We start from the raw sequence: 16669 nt of genomic DNA on the forward strand, positions 1-16669 counted from the left end.
ATCCTCCCGATGGGTCGGAGACTGGGTGAGGCGAGTCAGGCGAGGACGAAGCCCGCGTAGCCGCTCTTCGCGGACCTCTCCAAGGCGTTGCCGTACTCGACGACGCCCGCGGCGTACGGCATGAAGAGCTGCGGCTTGCCGGCGATGTTGGCGCCCCGGTACCAGGAGCCCGAGTCACCGTTGGGCCACAGGGTCATGTGGGCGACCTCCTCGACGTGCTCGACCCACTTCTCCTGGGCCTCCGGCTCCGCCTCGATGGTCCGCAGGCCCCGCGCGCGCATCTCGGCGAGCAGGTCGGCGATCCAGGAGACGTGCTGCTCGATCGAGGTGACCATGTTGGACAGGACCGACGGGCTGCCCGCGTTGGCCGGCATCAGCATGTTGGGGAACCCGGCCGAGGAGAGGCCGAGGAAGGTCTTCGGACCCTCCTCCTGCCAGACGTCGCGGAGCAGCAGCCCGTCCCGTCCACGGATCTCCATCTTGGTGAAGGCGCCGGTGAACGCGTCGAAGCCGGTCGCCAGGACCAGGGTGTCGAAGTCGTGCTGCTCACCGTTGGCCAGGGCGAGACCGGACTCGGTGAAGGCCTCCAGCGGGTTCGCGCGCACGTCGACCAGGCTGACGTTCGGTCGGTTGAACGTCTCGTAGTAGTCGGTGGCCACGACCGGTCGCTTCGCCCCCAAGGGGTAGGAGTCCGGCTTGAGAAGGTCGGCGACCTTCTGGTCCTCGACGATCTCCCCGATCTTCTCCCGGACGAAGGAGCAGATCGCGTCGTTGGCCGCCTGGTCGAACATCAGGTCTGCGAAGGAGCCCAGGAAGTTGATGCCGCCACCCTCCCAGCGTTCCTGGAAGGTCGCCTGCCGCTCGGCGGCGTCGACCTCCATCGCGTTCTTGGGGTTGTCGGACCGGAAGACGCCCGCCGAATGGCCGGCGTTGCGCCGGCGCCGCTCCGGATACTCGGCCTTGACCGCCTCGAGCTCACCCTCGGCCAGCGGCCGGTTCCGGGTGGGGATGACGAAGTTGGGGGTGCGCTGGACGACGGTCAGCCGCCGCACCACTTCGGCGAGCGCAGGGACGACCTGGGCGCCGGTGGAGCCGGTGCCGATCACGCACACGTCGCGCCCGGTCAGCTCGGCGTCCTCGGGCCAGTTCCAGGTGCGCAGGATCTGACCGCCGAAGTGCTCGAGGCCGGGCAGGTCCACCTCCTTCGGCACCGAGAGGCAGCCGACCGCCATCACCAGGAACTGGGCGGTGTACTCGCGCCCATCCTCGGTCCGGACCGCCCAGCGGGAGGCGCTCTCGTCCCAGGTCGCACCGGTGACCGTGGTCTCGAGCTCGATGTCCTTGCGCAGGTCGAACCGGTCGGCGACGTGCGAGAGATAGGCGAGGATGTCGCGCTGGGCGGGATACTTCTCCGTCCACTCCCATTCCTGCTGGAGATCGTCGTCCCAGCTGTAGGAGTAGTCGACGCTCTCGACGTCGCACCGCGCGCCGGGGTAGCGGTTCCAGTACCAGGTGCCGCCGACCTCGGGTGCGCTCTCGAGGACGCGGACGGAGTATCCGTCCTCGCGCAGCCGGTGGAGCAGGTGGAGGCCGGAGAAGCCGGCGCCCACCACGAGCACATCGACCTCAGCTGCCGAGTCAACTGACCGAGAGGTCATGGTTCCTCCTCGTGGGATGAACGCGGACAAGTGACCTGGACCATAGGCATAGTGCGCAGGGATCCGCCAGACCTTCGAGGTCTAGACATCAATCCCTGTCGATGATTAGCCTGCCCGTGACCTGGATCACTTTCGGCGCTACCGAGGATGCGAGGCCATGCCATGGCACTGGACGAAGCCACCACGGCGTTCCTGACCGAGGCCGCGAAGGCCGGCGGCCCCGCGCTCCACGAGATGACACCGCAGGAGGCTCGGGAGATGAGCGCCGGGCTCTCGGCGCTCTACGGCCCGGGGCCGGCACTGCCGTCGGTCGAGGACGTCGCGATCGAGGTCGAGGGCGGCACCGTCCCTGCCCGGGTCTTCCGGCCCGAGGCGGCCACCGGTGTCATCGCCTACCTCCACGGCGGAGGGTGGGTGGTCGGCACCCTCAGCGGCTTCGACACGCTCTGCCGCCAGCTGGCCAGTCGTACCGGACGGACCGTCGTCCTGGTGGAGTACCGCAAGGCTCCCGAGCACCGCTTCCCGACCGCGCTCGAGGACGCCCGGGCCGCTCTCGCCTGGGTCTACTCCCGGCGCGACGAGCTCGCGGCGCCCGGCGAGCTCGTCGTCGCCGGCGACTCCGCCGGCGGCAACCTGGCCGCGGTGCTCGCCCAGCAGAGCGGGCAGGACGGGACGCCGACCGTCGACTTCCAGGTGCTGGTCTACCCCGTCACTGCCGCCGACTTCGAGACCGACTCCTACCGCGACCCCGCCAACGAGCTGATGCTCGGCCGGGAGGCCATGGCGGGGTTCTGGGACCACTACGTCCCCGACGAGCAGGACCGCAAGGATCCCGCCGCCGCGCCGCTGCTCGGCGACGTCGCCCACGTGGCCCCGGCCCTCGTCGTGCTCGCCGAGCACGACGTCCTCCGCTCGGAGGGTGCGGCGTACGCCGAGAAGCTCCGCGACGCCGGGGTCCCGGTCGAGGAGCACGTGGTCCCCGGGCAGATGCACGGGTTCTTCACCTTTCCCAACGTCCTGCCGGGGGCGGCCGCCGGGATGGATCTCGTCGTCGACGCCCTCGCGCGGCGCGCCTCACCCGCGGCTAGGTGAGCGTCAGCGTCCGCCCGGGCGTCGCGGCCGCAACGCCGCGACCGACCGTGCCCTGAGCGCCCCGAGCCACAAGCCGAGCCCGTAGGCGCCGTCGTCGAGACGCCGCCCGAGCACCAGGGTGGGCAGGTCGAGGTCGTCGTCGAGGGTGTCGGTCATCGCCACCACGGTGTCCACCACCAGCGCGGTCGCCACTGCCCGGCGTACCGCCGGCACGGGCAGCGCGAGGAGGGTCGCGGGCCACCAATGCCGCAGGAGCAGGGAGGACTCCTGCCGGACGGCCCAGCCGAGTCCGCGCGCAGCCAGGACCGCCGCCACCTTCGCCCGGTCGACCGCAGGCACCTCGCCGGGCAGCACCCTCGCCACCGCGGCGCCGGCGTGCACCAGCGCCGCGCCCGCCACCAGGAGCGACCACCGGCGGCGCAGCAGAAGGGTCGCCCCGGCTGCCGCGAGGGCCGGCGACAGCACCGCGGGCGCCACGTGCCCCCCGTGCCTGCGGGCCAGCAGTGCTCCGCCCGAGCCGTAGAGCACCTTGCGCCCCAACCAGTCCTTGACGGTCGGTCGGACGTCGTGGCGCACGGTGACCGCCGGCTCGTAGCGGACCCGGTGCCCAGCCGCGACCAGCCGCCAGACGAGGTCGACGTCCTCCCCCACCCGCAGCTCGGTCTCGAAGCCGGCGCCCAGGAACGCGGTCCGTCCGACCAGGCACGCGCTGGGGAGCCAGGCCACGCCGGCACCCGGACGTACGGCGTAGGGCTTGCGGCCGAGGCTCAACGACGAGGCCGCCGCGTCGTACCGTTCGAACCAGCGTGGTCGGGGGCGGCGCACATGACCCGCGACCCGAGGTCCGACCAGCGCGACCGCCGGGTCGGCGAGGTGTCGTGCGAGGTCGAGCAGGGCCGCGGCGTCCGCCTCGACGTCGGAGTCGACGAAGGCGACCGCCGGGGTGGTGACCTGGGCGAGGCCGGCGTTGCGGGCACCCGCCGGCCCGAGGTTGGTCGACAACGCGACCACCCGGGCGCCGTGCCGCTCGGCGACGGCGGCGACCGCGGACGGGTCGTGCGAGGCGTCGTCGACCACGACGACCCGCAGCGGGTGCAGCGCGGACAGGCAGCGGTCCAGCTGGGCCGGCCGGTCGCGGACCGGCACGACGACGGTGAGGTCCTCGGGAGCCAGGTCGTCGCGGGAGGGGCCTGCGTCGGGTAGCACCGGTTGCGCCAGGTTGCTGGCCACCAGGCGCTCCGCGACCGCGGCCGACGCCGGGCCCCCGACCACCAGACGGCTCCCGGGGAACAGCGCGTGCGCGGCCGCGGAGAGCCGCATCGCGGTCAGCGGCGAGCCGCCCACCAGGAGCCTGCCGGAGTCGAGTCGGACCACGCCGGCGTCGAGCTCGACGGTGAACCCGGTCGGCAGCCCCGATCGGCCTGCCCGCGCCTGCTCCGTGACCGTCATCCCTCGAACCCGCCGTCGGCGTGCAGCACCGTGCCGTTGACCACGCCACCTGCCGGGGAGGCGCAGAACGCGATCGCCGCGGCGACCTCGGACGGGTCGATGACGCGACGGATCAGCTGGCGGCTCGCCAGCTCCTCGACGGGGACGTCGTACAGGGTGGCGGTCCTGCGCAGCATCGCGGTGTCGGTGGAACCGGGCGAGACCGCGGCGGCGGTGACGCCGGTGCCGACCAGGTCGGCGGCCAACCCCTTCACCATCCCGACCACCGCGTGCTTGGCGGCGCCGTAGGCGGCGAGGTGGAACAGGCCGTGCGTGCCTGCGGCGGAGGCCACGGCCACGAACCGGCAGCGGCTCGGGTCGGGTCCGGCCAGCATCGCCGGGACGGCGGCCGCGGCGGTGTTCCAGACCCCCCGGGCGACGACGTCCCACAGGTCCTGGAGCACGGGGTCCGGGGTCTCCCAGAGCGGCTCCCCCCCGTGCACGATCCCGGCCGCCGCGACGGCCACGTCGAGGTGTCCCCACTCCCGCACCGCGTCGGCCACGGCAGCCGCCAGCCCGCCTCGGTCACGGACGTCGACCACCCGGCCCAGCACCCGGTCACCGTGTCGCGCCATAACCGCGTCGAGCTCCTCGGGCGTGGCCTTCGGCGGTCCCTCGCAGGAGTCCAGTGCCATCACCCGGTAGCCGTCCGCGACCAGCCGGTCGACGGTGGCCGCCCCGATGCCGCGGGCCGCCCCCGTGACCAGCGCCGTCCGGGTCACGGGAGGACCGCGGCCAGTCGGCCGGTGATGTCGGAGACCATCGCCTCCAGGACGGTCCGCCCCTCGTCTCCGGTGGCGCCGGTGGGGTCGCCCAGCACCCCGTTGGCCGAGACGGCGGCGACGCCGCCGCGCACGAGGGTCGGCAAGATCTCCGACAGCGGCCGGCAGTCGCCCGCCTCGGCCATCTCCAACCGGACCAGGTGGGGGGCGAGGTGCAGCAGCAGCGAGGTCTCCGTGCGGCCCGCATGCAGGTCGACCTCCTCGGTGGCGCAGGCCACCCACTGCACGGCGTGGCCCTCGCCGACCAGCTGGTCGACCGCCCCGCGCAAGGCGACCAGGTTGCCGCCGTGGGCGTTGACGAGGACCACCCGATCCACCCAGGTGCGCAGCGATCGGACCAGCTCGACCACGACGAACCGCAGCGCCTCGGTGCCGATCGAGGTCGTGCCCGGGAAGGACTGGTGCTCCCCGCTCGAGCCGTAGGACAGCGCCGGGGCGACCCAGACCCCCTCCCCCGGCCCGCCGAGCCGTCGGGCGACGGCCTCGGCGACGGCGGTGGCGATCAGGGTGTCGGTCTCCAGCGGCAGGTGTGGGCCGTGCTGTTCCGTGGAACCCACCGGCACCAGCACCACGCGCGCACCGATGGTCTCGCGCGAGGTGGCCGCGGCCAACCCGACCGTCACGGCCCCCACGCCTCAGGCCTCGAGTGCGTGCCGCGCGCCGGACACGCCGCCGGGGGTGCCGCCCGCGGCGTGCCGCGCGCCGGACACGCCGCCGGGGGTGCCGCCCGCGGACCGGTGGAAGCCCTCGGGCACGAGGAGGTGCTCGGGGGTGACCTCGTGGATGGAGGAGACCCCGAGGCCCATCAGCGCCGAGTCGATACCGGAGCGGAGGACGTCGAGCACGTTGCCCACGCCCTGCTCGCCGTTGGCCGCGAGGCCCCACAGATAGGCGCGACCGATCATCACGGCGCGAGCGCCGAGGGCGACCGCCTTGACCACGTCCGAACCACGACGGATGCCGCCGTCCATCACCACCTCGAGGTCCGAGCCGACCGCGTCGGCGATCGGCTTGACCAGGCGGATGGCTGCCGGGGTGCCGTCGAGGTTGTTGCCACCGTGGTTGGAGACCGAGATGGCGGCGGCTCCGGCGTCGCGGGCCCGCAGGGCGTCGTCGATCCGGCAGACGCCCTTGAGCATGAACGGCTTGCCACCACTGATCTGGCTCCACTGCTCGCGCATCCAGGCCACGTCGTCCCAGGACGGCGGCGGAGTGGTCATCCACTCGTAGTAGGCACCGAAGAAGGTGGGTGCCTCCCCGCCGGGCGGGGCGAGGTTGGGGGCGGTCAGGTCGGGGATCTGGCCGGTACGGCCGAACTCCCAGAGCCAGCGCGGTTTGGTGACCACCTTCGGGGCCATGCGCACCATGGTGGCGAGGTCGACCTTCTCGGGGATCTCCGGGCTGCCCCAGTCGCGGCCCATGGAGAAGGACCAGTCCAGGGTCGCGATCAGGCCGACCGCGCCGGCGGCGTGGGCGCGCTGCATCCGCTGGACGACGACGTCACGGTTCCCGGTCCAGTACATCTGGAAGAACGTGGTCGCGCCGGTGGCGGTGACCTCCTCGACCGCCTTGGAGGCGAAGTTGGACAGTCCCATCAGGGTCCCCCGTGAGGCAGCCGCGCGGGCCACCGCGACCTCGCCATCGGGGTGGACCGCCTGCACGCCGGTGGGGCTGATCAGCACGGGCAGTGAGATCTGGTGGCCGAGCACCTCGGTCGTCATCGACCGCTCCGCCTGCTGTCCGGCGACATGCGGTGCCAGACCGATCTCGGCGAAGGCGGCCTGGTTGTCGCCGACGGTCTGGCCGCGCTCGGATCCGGCGACCAGCGCGCCGTACACCGGGGCGGGCAACCGCTTGCGGGCCCGCTCCTGGGCGACCGCGACGGACTCGAACCAGGGGTTCTGCTTCCAGGGGTTCTTCAGCCATTCCGGCTTCTCGATCGAGCGCATGAGGAAGGTCCTTTTAGATCGGAGGAGGAACGAAGCCCGCGAGCGGACTCTCGGCACAGGCCGAGGTCGGGGGCGCGGCGGGTGCCAGGAGCATGTCCGGGCGGCGGGAGAGGGTGAGCATCACCGGCTGGTTGCGGGAGGGGGTGGCCTTCGAGTGGTCCTGGCTCGCGGCCGGGATGGTGCGCTCGCCCTCGAGCGCCGCCTCGCCGTACCCCTGCACACACTCGGGGTCGGGGCCGTCGAGCGGTAGGCCGGTGAAGAACTTCGCCGCCATGCAGCCACCGCGGCAGGCGTCGAAGAACTGGCACGACGAGCAGGCGCCGCCGGTCTGCGGCGAGCGCAGCTCGGTGAAGAGGTCCGACTCCTGCCAGACCTTCTTGAACCCGCCCTCGGCGAGCAGGTTGCCGGCCAGGAAGTTGTCGTGGATCGCGAACGGGCAGGCGTACACGTCGCCGATGGGGTCGATCAGGCAGACCACCCGGCCGGCGCCGCAGAGGTTCAGGCCGGGAAGCGCCTCACCGAAGGCAGCGAGGTGGAAGAACGAGTCACCGGTCAGCACGCCCTCGCCGTGGGCCATCAGCCAGTCGTAGAGCTCGCGCTGCTGCTCGGGCAGCGGGTGGAGCTCGTCCCAGACGTCGGCACCGCGGCCGGACGGACGCAGCCGGGTGAGGCGCAGGGTGGCGCCGAAGCGGTCGGCAAGCGCCTTGAACTCGTCGAGCTGGCCGATGTTCTGCCGGGTGCAGACGACGCTGATCTTGGCGTCGGAGAAGCCCGCGTCCTGGAGGTTCTGCAGCGCCGTGAGCGCGGTGTCGTAGGAGCCCGGGCCACGGACGTAGTCGTTGACCTCGGCGGTCGCCCCGTCGAGGGAGATCTGCACGTCGACGTAGCCGTTGCAGGCCGGCGAGGCGAGGAACGCAGCCCGCTCGGGGGTCAGTCGGACGCCGTTGGTCGAGAACTTGACCCCCACCTGGTGGTCCACGGCGTACTGCAGCAGGTGCCAGAAGTCCGGGCGGATGGTGGGCTCGCCGCCGCCGATGTTGACGTAGAAGACCTGCATCCGCTGGAGCTCGTCGATCACTGCCTCGCACTGCTCGGTGGTGAGCTCGCGGGGGTCGCGGCGGCCGCTGCTGGACAGGCAGTGGGCGCACTCCAGGTTGCAGGCGTAGGTCAGCTCCCAGGTCAGGCAGATCGGAGCGTCGAGGCCGAGCTCGAACTGCTCGACGAGCGTGCCGTTGAGGGGTCGTTCAGGGGCGATGGTCACGCGGCCACTCCTTCACGGGGACGGATCATGTCGGTGCGGGCGAGCCCCTCGAGCGCCGCGGCGTACGCCGGATGCTGGGCCTCGGGGACGCCGGCAGCGACCAGCGCCGAGCGGACGTCGGGCTGGTCGGCGAGCGCCTGGACCACTGCCACCAGCTCGGGGCGCTTGAGGAACGTCAGCTTGCGGTTGCCGAAGTGGTAGGCGAGCGCGCCGAACGGCTCCGGGCGCAGCGCCACGGCGGGTGACAGGGTCCAGGGCTCGTCGAGCATCAGTAGACGCCGCACATGCCGTCGATGGAGACCTCTTCGATCAGGCTCTCGGCGGTCAGCGACTCCTCTGTCTGGGTCGGGTCCGCGGTGACGTCGGTGGTGTCGGTGCTGGCCTGGGGGGTCATATGTGTTCCTCTCTTCCCATGGGTGTGACGTGCGTCCCACCATAAGTGCACTCATGGTCATAATGGAAGTCATAGATTGCACCGCGCCATCAGGAGGCAGTCATGGCACGACCCGAGGCCACGAGCCACGCCGCGATCGAGCAGGCGGCGTTCGCACTCTTCCGCGAGCGCGGCTTCGAGGCGACCACGCTCGACGCGATCGCAGAGGCCGTCGGCGTAGGTCGCCGCACCCTGTTCCGCTACTACCAGTCCAAGAACGACATCCCCTGGGGACGGTTCGACCTGACCCTGGAGCGGTTCCGCGAGCTGCTCCGCACCACGCCCGACGACCTGGGGATCTACCCGGCCGTGGGGCGCGCCATCGTCGAGTTCAACCGGTTCCCCGCGGACGCCTCGCCCCCGCACGCGGAACGCATGCGACTGATCCTGCGAACCCCCGCCCTCCAGGCGCACTCCGCACTCCGGTACGCCGAGTGGCGCCGGGTGATCGCCGAGTACGCCGCGGCAGGCCTGGGCGTCGGGGTTGATGCCCTGGCGCCGCGCCTGCTCGGCCACGTGGGCCTCGCCCTCGCACTCACGGCGTACGAGACATGGCTCGACGACCCCGCCCGAGACGTCACCGACCTGCTCCAGGAGGGCGCGTCGACGCTCATGACGCTCACGACGTCCTGACGCCCGCGACTGCCGCCGACCCCGTTCCGAACCCAGCTCCCCCACATGGGTGACGCCCCTTGCATTTTCCATGGCCTGTGGTCAAGATCATACACATCAATCGAATAGATCGGTTGGCCACTCGGACAAGGGACGTCACTCATGAAGATCCAAGGAGCACTCCTGTGGGAGCCGGGCACCGGCTCGGGATGGTCGGTCGAGGAGATCGAGCTCGACCCGCCCAAGCACGGCGAGGCGACCGTCAAGCTCGCCGCCTCCGGCATCTGCCACAGCGACGACCACCTGGACACCGGCGACATCCCGCTGGACTGGGCCCCCATCCTCGGCGGCCACGAGGGCGCCGGCGTGGTGACCGAGCTCGGCGAGGGGGTCGACCACCTCGAGGTCGGCGACCACGTGGTGCTCTCGTTCCTGCCCAGCTGCGGCCGGTGCTCGATGTGCGTGAGCGGCCGCGCCAACATGTGCGACCTGGGTGCGGGCGTCCTCGCCGGCACCTCGCCCGACGGCACCCACCGGATCCACGCCCGCGGCCAGGGCGTCGGCGCGATGTCCTACCTGGGCACGTTCGCGCCGTACGTCACGGTGCCGACCAACGCCCTGGTCAAGATCGACAAGGACATCCCCCTCAAGAGCGCGTCCCTGATCGGCTGCGGCGTGCCCACCGGCTGGGGCTCCGCGGTCTACGCCGGCGAGGTGAAGCTCGGTGACACCGTCGTGGTCATCGGCACCGGCGGCGTCGGCATGAACGCCGTCCAGGGCGCCCGTCAGAAGGGGGCGAAGAACCTCGTCGCCGTCGAGCCGACCGAGCACAAGCGGGACCTCGCCAAGCAGCTCGGCGCCACCCACACCGCGGCCGGGCTGGAGGAGGCCAAGGAGGTCGTCGCGCACCTGACCAACGGGCAGGGCGCGGACGTCGTCATCATCACCGTCGGCGTGCTCACCCCGGAGTTCCTCCAGCCCGCCAACGAGATGACCCACCGCGGCGGCACCATCGTGGTCACCTCCGCGGCGCCGGTCACCCAGCGCGACATCCAGCTGGACCTCTGCACCTTCGCGATGTCGGGCAAGCGGATCCAGGGCACGCTCTACGGCACCACCAATGCCCAGAACGACATCCCGCTGATCGCCGACCTCTACCGCCGCGGGGAGCACAAGCTCGACGAGCTGATCACCAAGGAGTACCGGCTCGAGGACATCAACCAGGCCTTCCAGGACCTGCGCGACGGCAAGAACGTCCGCGGCGTCATCGTCTACGACGACTGAGTGTCGTGACGACGACACAGGACGAGCTCGACATCATCCGGGCCACCCACACCTACGCGCTCGGACTCGACACCTTCGAGCCCGAGCTTGCGCTCTCGGCCTTCGCCGAGGGCGCGGTGTGGGACGCCACGGCGGTCGGGCTGGAGCGCTACGAGGGCCTCGAGCAGATCCGGGAGTTCTTCGAGAACGACGCCAAGGCGATCGCCCGGCAGTTCCACATCCTCACCAACCACGTCGTGGACCTCCTCGACGCCGACCACGCGCAGGGCACCAACTACGTCTTCTCCGAGGGCGAGACGGTGGCCGGGGGGACGTTCAAGGCGATCGCCCTCAACCAGGACACCTACGTGCGCACCGAGCAGGGCTGGCGAATCGCCAGCCGGGTGATCAGCCCCCTGACCACACCGGAGATGGCGGGCTTCGCGGTATGACCGCCACCAGGCTCGGCCCCTCCGGCACCCGTGACGCCGACAAGCGGGTGATCACCGCCTACCTGGACGCCGTGGGCTCGCTGGCCGTCGACCGGGTGGCGCCGCTCTTCCACGACGAGGGACGAGTGCTGCTCCCCTACGCGCCCCTGGGGATCCCACGCGAGGTCGCGGGTCGGGAGGCGATCGAGGACTACTACGCCGCGCTGCCGGAGATGGTGGGCGCGCTCAACTTCTCGGGTTACGTGATCCGGGCGACCGAGGCACCCGGCGACTACGTCGCCGAGTACACCTCGGACGCCACCATGCGCGCCACAGGGGCGGCGTACCGCAACACCTACATCACCAAGGTGACCGTGACGAACGGGAAGATCATCGAGCTCACCGAGTTCTTCGATCCCGTCCGGCTGGTCGAGGCCATGGGCGGCGCGGTCGTGCCGCCCGAGACAGAGATCGAGGAAGTCCCATGAGCACTGGCACCATCAGGAGCTTCGACAAGCTCTTCATCGGCGGAAAGTGGGTCGAGCCCGCCACCGATCGCACGATCGACGTCATCTCCCCCATCACCGAGGAGGTCATCGCCACCGTCCCGGAGGCGAGCGAGGCCGACATCGACATGGCCGTCGCCGCTGCCCGCAGGGCGTTCGACGAGGGCCCGTGGCCGCGGATGAGCGCCGCCGAGCGGGCCGAGGTCCTGGCCCGGGTCGGCAAGGAAGTCGAGAACCGCCTGCCCGAGATGATCGAGGCGTTCACCGCCGAGATCGGTGCCCCTGCCGCGATCAGCGAGGCCTTCCACGGCAACGCGATCAAGATGTGGGGCGACGCCTCCACGCTGCACGAGCGCTTCGAGTTCGAGGAGGAGCGCACCTGGGCGGACGGCCACGGCAAGCTCGTCCGGGAGCCGATCGGCGTGGCAGCGGTGATCATCCCGTGGAACGGCCCGGTCGCCACCGCGTCGCTGAAGATCGGTCCGGCGCTGGCGGCCGGCTGCACCGTGGTGCTCAAGCCCGCCCCGGAGGGACCGGTCAGCACGATGATCCTGGCCGAGGCGCTCGAGGCCGCCGGCCTTCCCGAGGGCGTGATCAGCCTGCTGCCCGGTGGCCGCGAGGTCGGCGAGCACCTGGTGAAGCACCGAGACGTGGACAAGATCTCGTTCACCGGCAGCACCGCTGCCGGTCGCCGGATCATGAGTCTCGCCGGCGAGCGGATCGCCCGGGTCACCCTGGAGCTGGGCGGCAAGTCGGCCGGCATCATCGCCGATGACATCCCGCTCGACCAGGTGCTGCCCACGCTGGCCTTCGCCGGCATCGGCAGCTCTGGGCAGGTCTGCGCCGCGATCACCCGGATCGTGGTGCCGCGGCACCGCCAGGACGAGGTCGTCGAGGCGCTCAAGGGGATCTTCGAGGGCGTCAAGGTCGGCGACCCGCGCGAGCCCGACACCGTGATCGGCCCGCTGGCCGCCGAGCGCCAGCGCGAGCGGGTCGAGGGCTACATCCAGCTGGGCCTCGAGGAGGGCGCCCGTCTGGTCACCGGCGGTGAGCGGCCGAAGGACCTGGAGAAGGGCTGGTACGTCCCGCCGACGATCTTCGCCGACGTCCGCAACGACATGCGGATCGCTCAGGAGGAGATCTTCGGTCCGGTGGTCTGCGTGATCCCCTTCGACACGATCGAGGAGGCGATCCAGATCGCCAACGACTCCGACTACGGCCTCTCGGGTGCCGTCTACGCCTCGGACGTCGAGCTCGCCGAGCGGATCGCGCGGCAGGTGCGCACCGGCCAGATCTCGGTCAACACCTGGGGCATGTGCGTCGTCCAGCCGTTCGGCGGCTACAAGCAGTCCGGTCTGGGCCGCGAGGGCAACGTCGAGGGCCTCAGCGCCTTTCTCGAGACGAAGCTCATCCAGTACGCCTGAGCCGACGCAGCACCACACGACCCGGGGGTCGTCCGAGCGATCGGGCGGCCCCCGTGGCGTGTCCGCGCAGGGGCACGTCACCCCAGCGGACCGCCGTCCGGGCGGGCATGCCTTCCCGTCCCTGCGGGCACTCGTGAGACCTCGGACGAACGCCGCGACCGCGCGCGGACACCGACCCACGACCCCCAACAAAGGAACCCCCATGTGCCGTGTCCTCGCCTACGTCGGGCCTGAGGTCCCCCTGAAGAGCCTGTTGCTCACCCCCGAGAACAGCCTCATCAACCAGACCCTCGACCCGGAGGCCCACCCGCAGCTGCAGCTGGCCGGGTGGGGCTTCGCCGCGTGGAGCGAGCACTTCTGCGAGCCCGAGACCCCCTTCGTCTACCACCGGCCCATGGCCGCCTTCTACGACGACAACGTCCACAAGGTCGTCCCGGCCCTGCGGGCCAACACGATGCTGGCCCACGTGCGCGCAGCGGACTACAACGCGCACGTCGTGCTGGCCGACGAGAACTGCCACCCCTTCATCTTCGACGGCACCCCGTGGGCCATCGCGCAGAACGGTGACGTCCCGAGCTGGCAGCTCCTCCAGCGCGAGCTGCTGCAGCACTGCAAGGACGAGTACCTGTCGCAGATGAGCGGCACCACCGACACCGAGTTCTTCTTCGTGCTCCTCCTCTCCCTGATGGAGAGCGACAGCGACGAGGACGTGAAGCGCGCCGTCGAGGAGGCGGTGCGGCTGATCGCGCAGGCGCGGCAGAAGCTCGACATCCCGGAGCTCACCAAGCTGAAGATGGCCCTCGTCTCCCCGAAGCGGGTCATCGGGATCAACACCGGGACCGGCCACCACGGCGAGACCGACCCCGCGGGTGACTGGCGAGAGCTGCGGGAGGCGGAGCCGGGCACGGACGAATTCGCCCTCGGCATGCTGCTCGAGCCGATGTACATGCTGACCGGTCGCCACCTGCAGACCGAGAAGGGCGCCTACGGCTTCGAGGAGTGCGGCGACGACCAGGCGACCTCCGCCATCTTCGCCTCCGAGCCGCTGACCGAGGACACCGAGGACTGGTCCGAGCTGGTGTTCGGGCAGATCGTCTTCATCGAGAAGGACGGCGCGAGCATCACCCGGACCGTCGACGACCTCAAGATCTGACCCCGCGAGCAACCGCTGAGTGAACCTCAGCCCTCGCGCCGCACCCGCCGCGCGTGCTCGAGCCAATCCTTCGCCTTCTCCATGTGCGCGATGTCGACGTGCGTGCCGCGGAAGCGGACGGCGCCGTGGCCCTCGGCGACGGCCTTCTCGACCGTCGCCACCAGCTCCTCGTGGTGGGCGACCTCCTCGTCGGAGGGGGTGTAGACCTCGTGCACCACCGGTACGTGCGAAGGGTGGATCAGGATCTGCCCGCGGAAGCCCAGCTGAAGGCCGTAGTCGGCGAACTCCCGCAGCCCCTCGAGGTCGCCGAGGTCCTCCCACAGACCCGTGAGCGCGTGCAGCCCGTACTGCCGGCAGGCGAGCAGGATCCGGCTGCGCAGGTAGAGCGTCTCGCTGCCCTCGCGCGACTGCCGGTAGCCGACGGCCTTCGCGATGTCGGCGTGCTGGGACGTCGGGCCGATCATCGCGCCCACCCGCGGGGAGGCGCCGGCGATCTCGAAGGCGTTGGTGATCGCGTCGACCATCTCGACCGGCACGATCATCTCCAGGCCCTCGGCGCCGTTGCGCGCCTCGAACCAGTCGATCAGCGTCTCCCACCGCACCACGTCGGTGGCGTTGCGGATCTTCGGCGTGAAGAGGCCGGTCAGCGCGGGGCAGACCACGGCCTCCAGGTCGGTGCCCGACATCCGGGTGTCCAGCGCGTTGGGCCGCACGAAGAGGCCCACGTCGGGCGACTCCTTGCGCAGGTCCTCGAGCGTCTGGCGCGCCGTCTGACGTGCCCCCTCCTTGAGGCCGGACGGGACCGAGTCCTCCAGGTCGACGACGATGCAGTCAGCCCCCGAGGCGAGCGCCTTGCGGGCCCACTCCGGCTTGTGTGCGGGGACGAACAGGATCGAGCGGTAGGGGTGCACGTCAGCTCCTCAGGCGTGGCGGTCCGAACGGGGCTCGGCCAGGGTCAGCGGTTGTCGGGGGTGCGGTCGTGCGTGTCCGGCGTGACGCCGAGGTCGCGCAGCTTGGCCTTCTGCACCCGCTGCGACGGGGTCTTGGGCAGCTCCTCGACGAACCGCAGGTAGCGCGGCACCGCGAACGACGGGATCCGGCCGTCGCAGTGCTCCCACAGCTGCTCGGGCGTGACCTCGCTCTGGGTGATGACATAGGCCATCACCTCGTCCTCGCCGGCCTCGGTGGAGGCGGGCACCGCGATCACCGCGGTCTCGACCACGGCCGGGTGGGAGAGGATCGAGGTCTCGATCTCGTAGGAGGAGATGTTCTCCCCGCGGCGGCGCAGGGCGTCCTTGAACCGGTCGACGAAGTAGAACCAGCCGTCCTCGTCGCGGCGCAGCGCGTCCCCGGTGTGGTACCAGAGGTTGCGCCAGGCCTCGACCGTCTTCTCGGGCGCGTTGTAGTAGCCCATCGAGCAGATGAACGGCACCTTCGGCCGGATCACCAGTTCGCCGATCTCGCCGACCGCGACCTCCTCGTCGGTGGCCGGGTCGACCAGCGCAACGTCGAACCACTCGTCGGCCGCGAGGCCGGCGGCGCCGGCGGGGCGCTCCTCGCCGTACGGCGAGATGATCGGCGCGGAGGTCTCGGTGAGGCCGAAGACCTCGACGAACGCTTCGATCCCGTAGCGCTCCCTCATCGGCTGGACCAGGGTGGCGGCGGTGGGCGCGGCGAAGACGACCCGGAGCGGGTTGTCGGCGTCGTCCTCGCGGCGGTCCTGCTTCCAGATGAAGTCCATCATCACGCCGATGAAGTTGGTGACCGTCACGCGGCTCTCACGGATCTGGTCGATCCACCGGCTGGCGGAGAACCTGCTGCGGATCACGCAGCGTGCGCCGGCGACCAGGGTCGGGTAGGCCGCCATGAACTGCGCATTGCCGTGGAAGAGCGGGGTGACCGTCATCCAGGCGTCGCCGGCGGTGAGCCGGACCAGTGAGACGCACTCGTCGGCGAAGAAGTACATCTGCGCGTGCGGCATCGCGACGCCCTTGGACGGGCCGGTGGTACCGGAGGTGAAGAGCACCGAGGCAAGGTCCTGGGGCCGCACGTCGGGCAGCTCGACACTGGCGCCCTCGGGCAGCTCGGCCTCGAGCTCGTCCCAGGGGGCGGCCTCCCAACCGGCCTCGCGGAGCACCTGGATCGCCTTGTCCTGCTGGCCGGTGTCGATCACCCAGAACTTGGTGATGTCCTGGGCGGCCTCCTTGACCGCGACGAACCGCTCGGCGAAGACGTCGTCGATCACCGCCAGCCGCGCCTCGACGGTGCGCACCTGGTGGGCCAGGAAGTCGTGCTCGTACGCCGTGTTGATCGGCACCTCGACCAGCCCCGCGACCGCGCTGCCGATCCAGGTCCGGACGAACCGGGAGGAGTTCGCAGCGACCAGGACGACCCGGTCGCCCACTCCGGCGCCCTGGGTGAGGAAGTTGCGGCCGACGCGCTCGGCAGAGGCCAGCATCTCGGCGAAGGTCCAGGTGGCGTCCTCCTCCGGGACGTCGAGCCAGACGGAATCGGGGCGCTCGGCGGCGTGGTGACGCAGCACCGTGGGCAGGGCCCACTGGCTCCGGTCGGTGAAGGTCGGCTTCAGGTCGCGGTAGTGGCGGAAGGTCACGGGTCC

The 16669-nt window shown here is 71.0% G+C and carries 17 protein-coding genes; 7 read left to right on the plus strand and 10 right to left on the minus strand.

All coding sequences use genetic code 11. The features are described from left to right. Positions 1 to 35: 35 nt before the first annotated feature. On the minus strand, positions 36 to 1658 hold the full coding sequence (locus HBO46_RS14525; protein ID WP_166132953.1) for a flavin-containing monooxygenase: 1623 nt from the start codon (positions 1656 to 1658) through the stop codon (positions 36 to 38). Between the two features lie 162 nt (positions 1659 to 1820). Between HBO46_RS14525 and HBO46_RS14530 the strand changes: the two genes are divergently transcribed. Continuing rightward, a complete protein-coding gene (locus HBO46_RS14530) occupies positions 1821 to 2750 on the plus strand; it encodes an alpha/beta hydrolase (protein WP_166132955.1) in 930 nt (309 codons plus the stop codon). 3 nt (positions 2751 to 2753) lie between these two features. Here HBO46_RS14530 and mftF read toward each other — a convergent pair whose 3' ends face one another. From mftF to mftA, 7 genes are read right to left on the minus strand one after another with little or no spacing between them, the layout of a single operon-like run. Then, positions 2754 to 4199 carry a mycofactocin biosynthesis glycosyltransferase MftF gene (gene mftF / locus HBO46_RS14535; protein ID WP_166132957.1) on the minus strand — a complete coding sequence of 482 codons (1446 nt, stop codon included), beginning with the start codon at positions 4197 to 4199 and terminating at the stop codon, positions 2754 to 2756. Beyond that, entirely contained in the window at positions 4196 to 4960 is a 765-nt protein-coding gene (locus HBO46_RS14540) for a mycofactocin-coupled SDR family oxidoreductase (protein ID WP_166132959.1), read from the minus strand. Before HBO46_RS14540 ends, mftF begins: the two co-directional genes overlap by 4 nt. Continuing rightward, on the minus strand, positions 4957 to 5643 hold the full coding sequence (mftE, locus tag HBO46_RS14545; protein WP_224769098.1) for a mycofactocin biosynthesis peptidyl-dipeptidase MftE: 687 nt from the start codon (positions 5641 to 5643) through the stop codon (positions 4957 to 4959). Before mftE ends, HBO46_RS14540 begins: the two co-directional genes overlap by 4 nt. 12 nt (positions 5644 to 5655) lie before the next feature. Next, the gene (gene mftD, locus HBO46_RS14550; protein ID WP_166132963.1) at positions 5656 to 6969 is read right to left on the minus strand and encodes a pre-mycofactocin synthase MftD; all 1314 of its coding nucleotides are present in this window, start codon (positions 6967 to 6969) and stop codon (positions 5656 to 5658) included. Between the two features lie 13 nt (positions 6970 to 6982). Beyond that, the gene (gene mftC / locus HBO46_RS14555; RefSeq protein ID WP_166132965.1) at positions 6983 to 8230 is read right to left on the minus strand and encodes a mycofactocin radical SAM maturase; all 1248 of its coding nucleotides are present in this window, start codon (positions 8228 to 8230) and stop codon (positions 6983 to 6985) included. Next, positions 8227 to 8499 carry a mycofactocin biosynthesis chaperone MftB gene (gene mftB, locus HBO46_RS14560; protein ID WP_191480159.1) on the minus strand — a complete coding sequence of 91 codons (273 nt, stop codon included), beginning with the start codon at positions 8497 to 8499 and terminating at the stop codon, positions 8227 to 8229. The genes mftC and mftB overlap by 4 nt, the downstream gene beginning before the upstream one ends. Beyond that, on the minus strand, positions 8499 to 8624 hold the full coding sequence (mftA, locus tag HBO46_RS14565; RefSeq protein WP_166132969.1) for a mycofactocin precursor MftA: 126 nt from the start codon (positions 8622 to 8624) through the stop codon (positions 8499 to 8501). The genes mftB and mftA overlap by 1 nt, the downstream gene beginning before the upstream one ends. A 102-nt stretch (positions 8625 to 8726) precedes the next feature. Between mftA and mftR the strand changes: the two genes are divergently transcribed. The 6 genes from mftR (at position 8727) to HBO46_RS14595 (ending at position 14052) form a co-directional block, all read left to right on the plus strand. After that, positions 8727 to 9296, plus strand: a complete 570-nt coding sequence (gene mftR, locus HBO46_RS14570) for a mycofactocin system transcriptional regulator (protein WP_166132971.1) — start codon at positions 8727 to 8729, stop codon at positions 9294 to 9296. A gap of 141 nt (positions 9297 to 9437) precedes the next feature. Beyond that, complete coding sequence (locus HBO46_RS14575) at positions 9438 to 10559, plus strand: NDMA-dependent alcohol dehydrogenase (protein WP_166132973.1); 1122 nt, start codon at positions 9438 to 9440, stop codon at positions 10557 to 10559. Positions 10560 to 10564: 5 nt separating this feature from the next. Further along, on the plus strand, positions 10565 to 10990 hold the full coding sequence (locus HBO46_RS14580; protein WP_166132975.1) for a nuclear transport factor 2 family protein: 426 nt from the start codon (positions 10565 to 10567) through the stop codon (positions 10988 to 10990). Continuing rightward, positions 10987 to 11457 carry a nuclear transport factor 2 family protein gene (locus HBO46_RS14585; protein WP_166132977.1) on the plus strand — a complete coding sequence of 157 codons (471 nt, stop codon included), beginning with the start codon at positions 10987 to 10989 and terminating at the stop codon, positions 11455 to 11457. The genes HBO46_RS14580 and HBO46_RS14585 overlap by 4 nt, the downstream gene beginning before the upstream one ends. Next, positions 11454 to 12899, plus strand: a complete 1446-nt coding sequence (locus HBO46_RS14590) for an aldehyde dehydrogenase (protein ID WP_166132979.1) — start codon at positions 11454 to 11456, stop codon at positions 12897 to 12899. Before HBO46_RS14585 ends, HBO46_RS14590 begins: the two co-directional genes overlap by 4 nt. A 202-nt stretch (positions 12900 to 13101) precedes the next feature. Then, positions 13102 to 14052 (plus strand): class II glutamine amidotransferase, encoded by a 951-nt coding sequence (locus HBO46_RS14595; RefSeq protein WP_166132981.1) that lies wholly within the window; start codon positions 13102 to 13104, stop codon positions 14050 to 14052. A 26-nt stretch (positions 14053 to 14078) separates the two neighbouring features. On the opposite strand, the gene HBO46_RS14600 is transcribed toward HBO46_RS14595, so the two are convergent. Then, positions 14079 to 14963: an HpcH/HpaI aldolase/citrate lyase family protein gene (locus HBO46_RS14600; protein ID WP_166132983.1), complete on the minus strand. Its 885-nt coding sequence runs from the start codon at positions 14961 to 14963 to the stop codon at positions 14079 to 14081. A gap of 44 nt (positions 14964 to 15007) precedes the next feature. Then, complete coding sequence (locus HBO46_RS14605) at positions 15008 to 16663, minus strand: AMP-binding protein (protein ID WP_166132985.1); 1656 nt, start codon at positions 16661 to 16663, stop codon at positions 15008 to 15010. Positions 16664 to 16669 lie beyond the last annotated feature (6 nt).

The organism is Nocardioides ochotonae (assembly GCF_011420305.2).
In the GTDB taxonomy this organism is placed as follows: Bacteria; Actinomycetota; Actinomycetes; order Propionibacteriales; family Nocardioidaceae; genus Nocardioides; species Nocardioides ochotonae.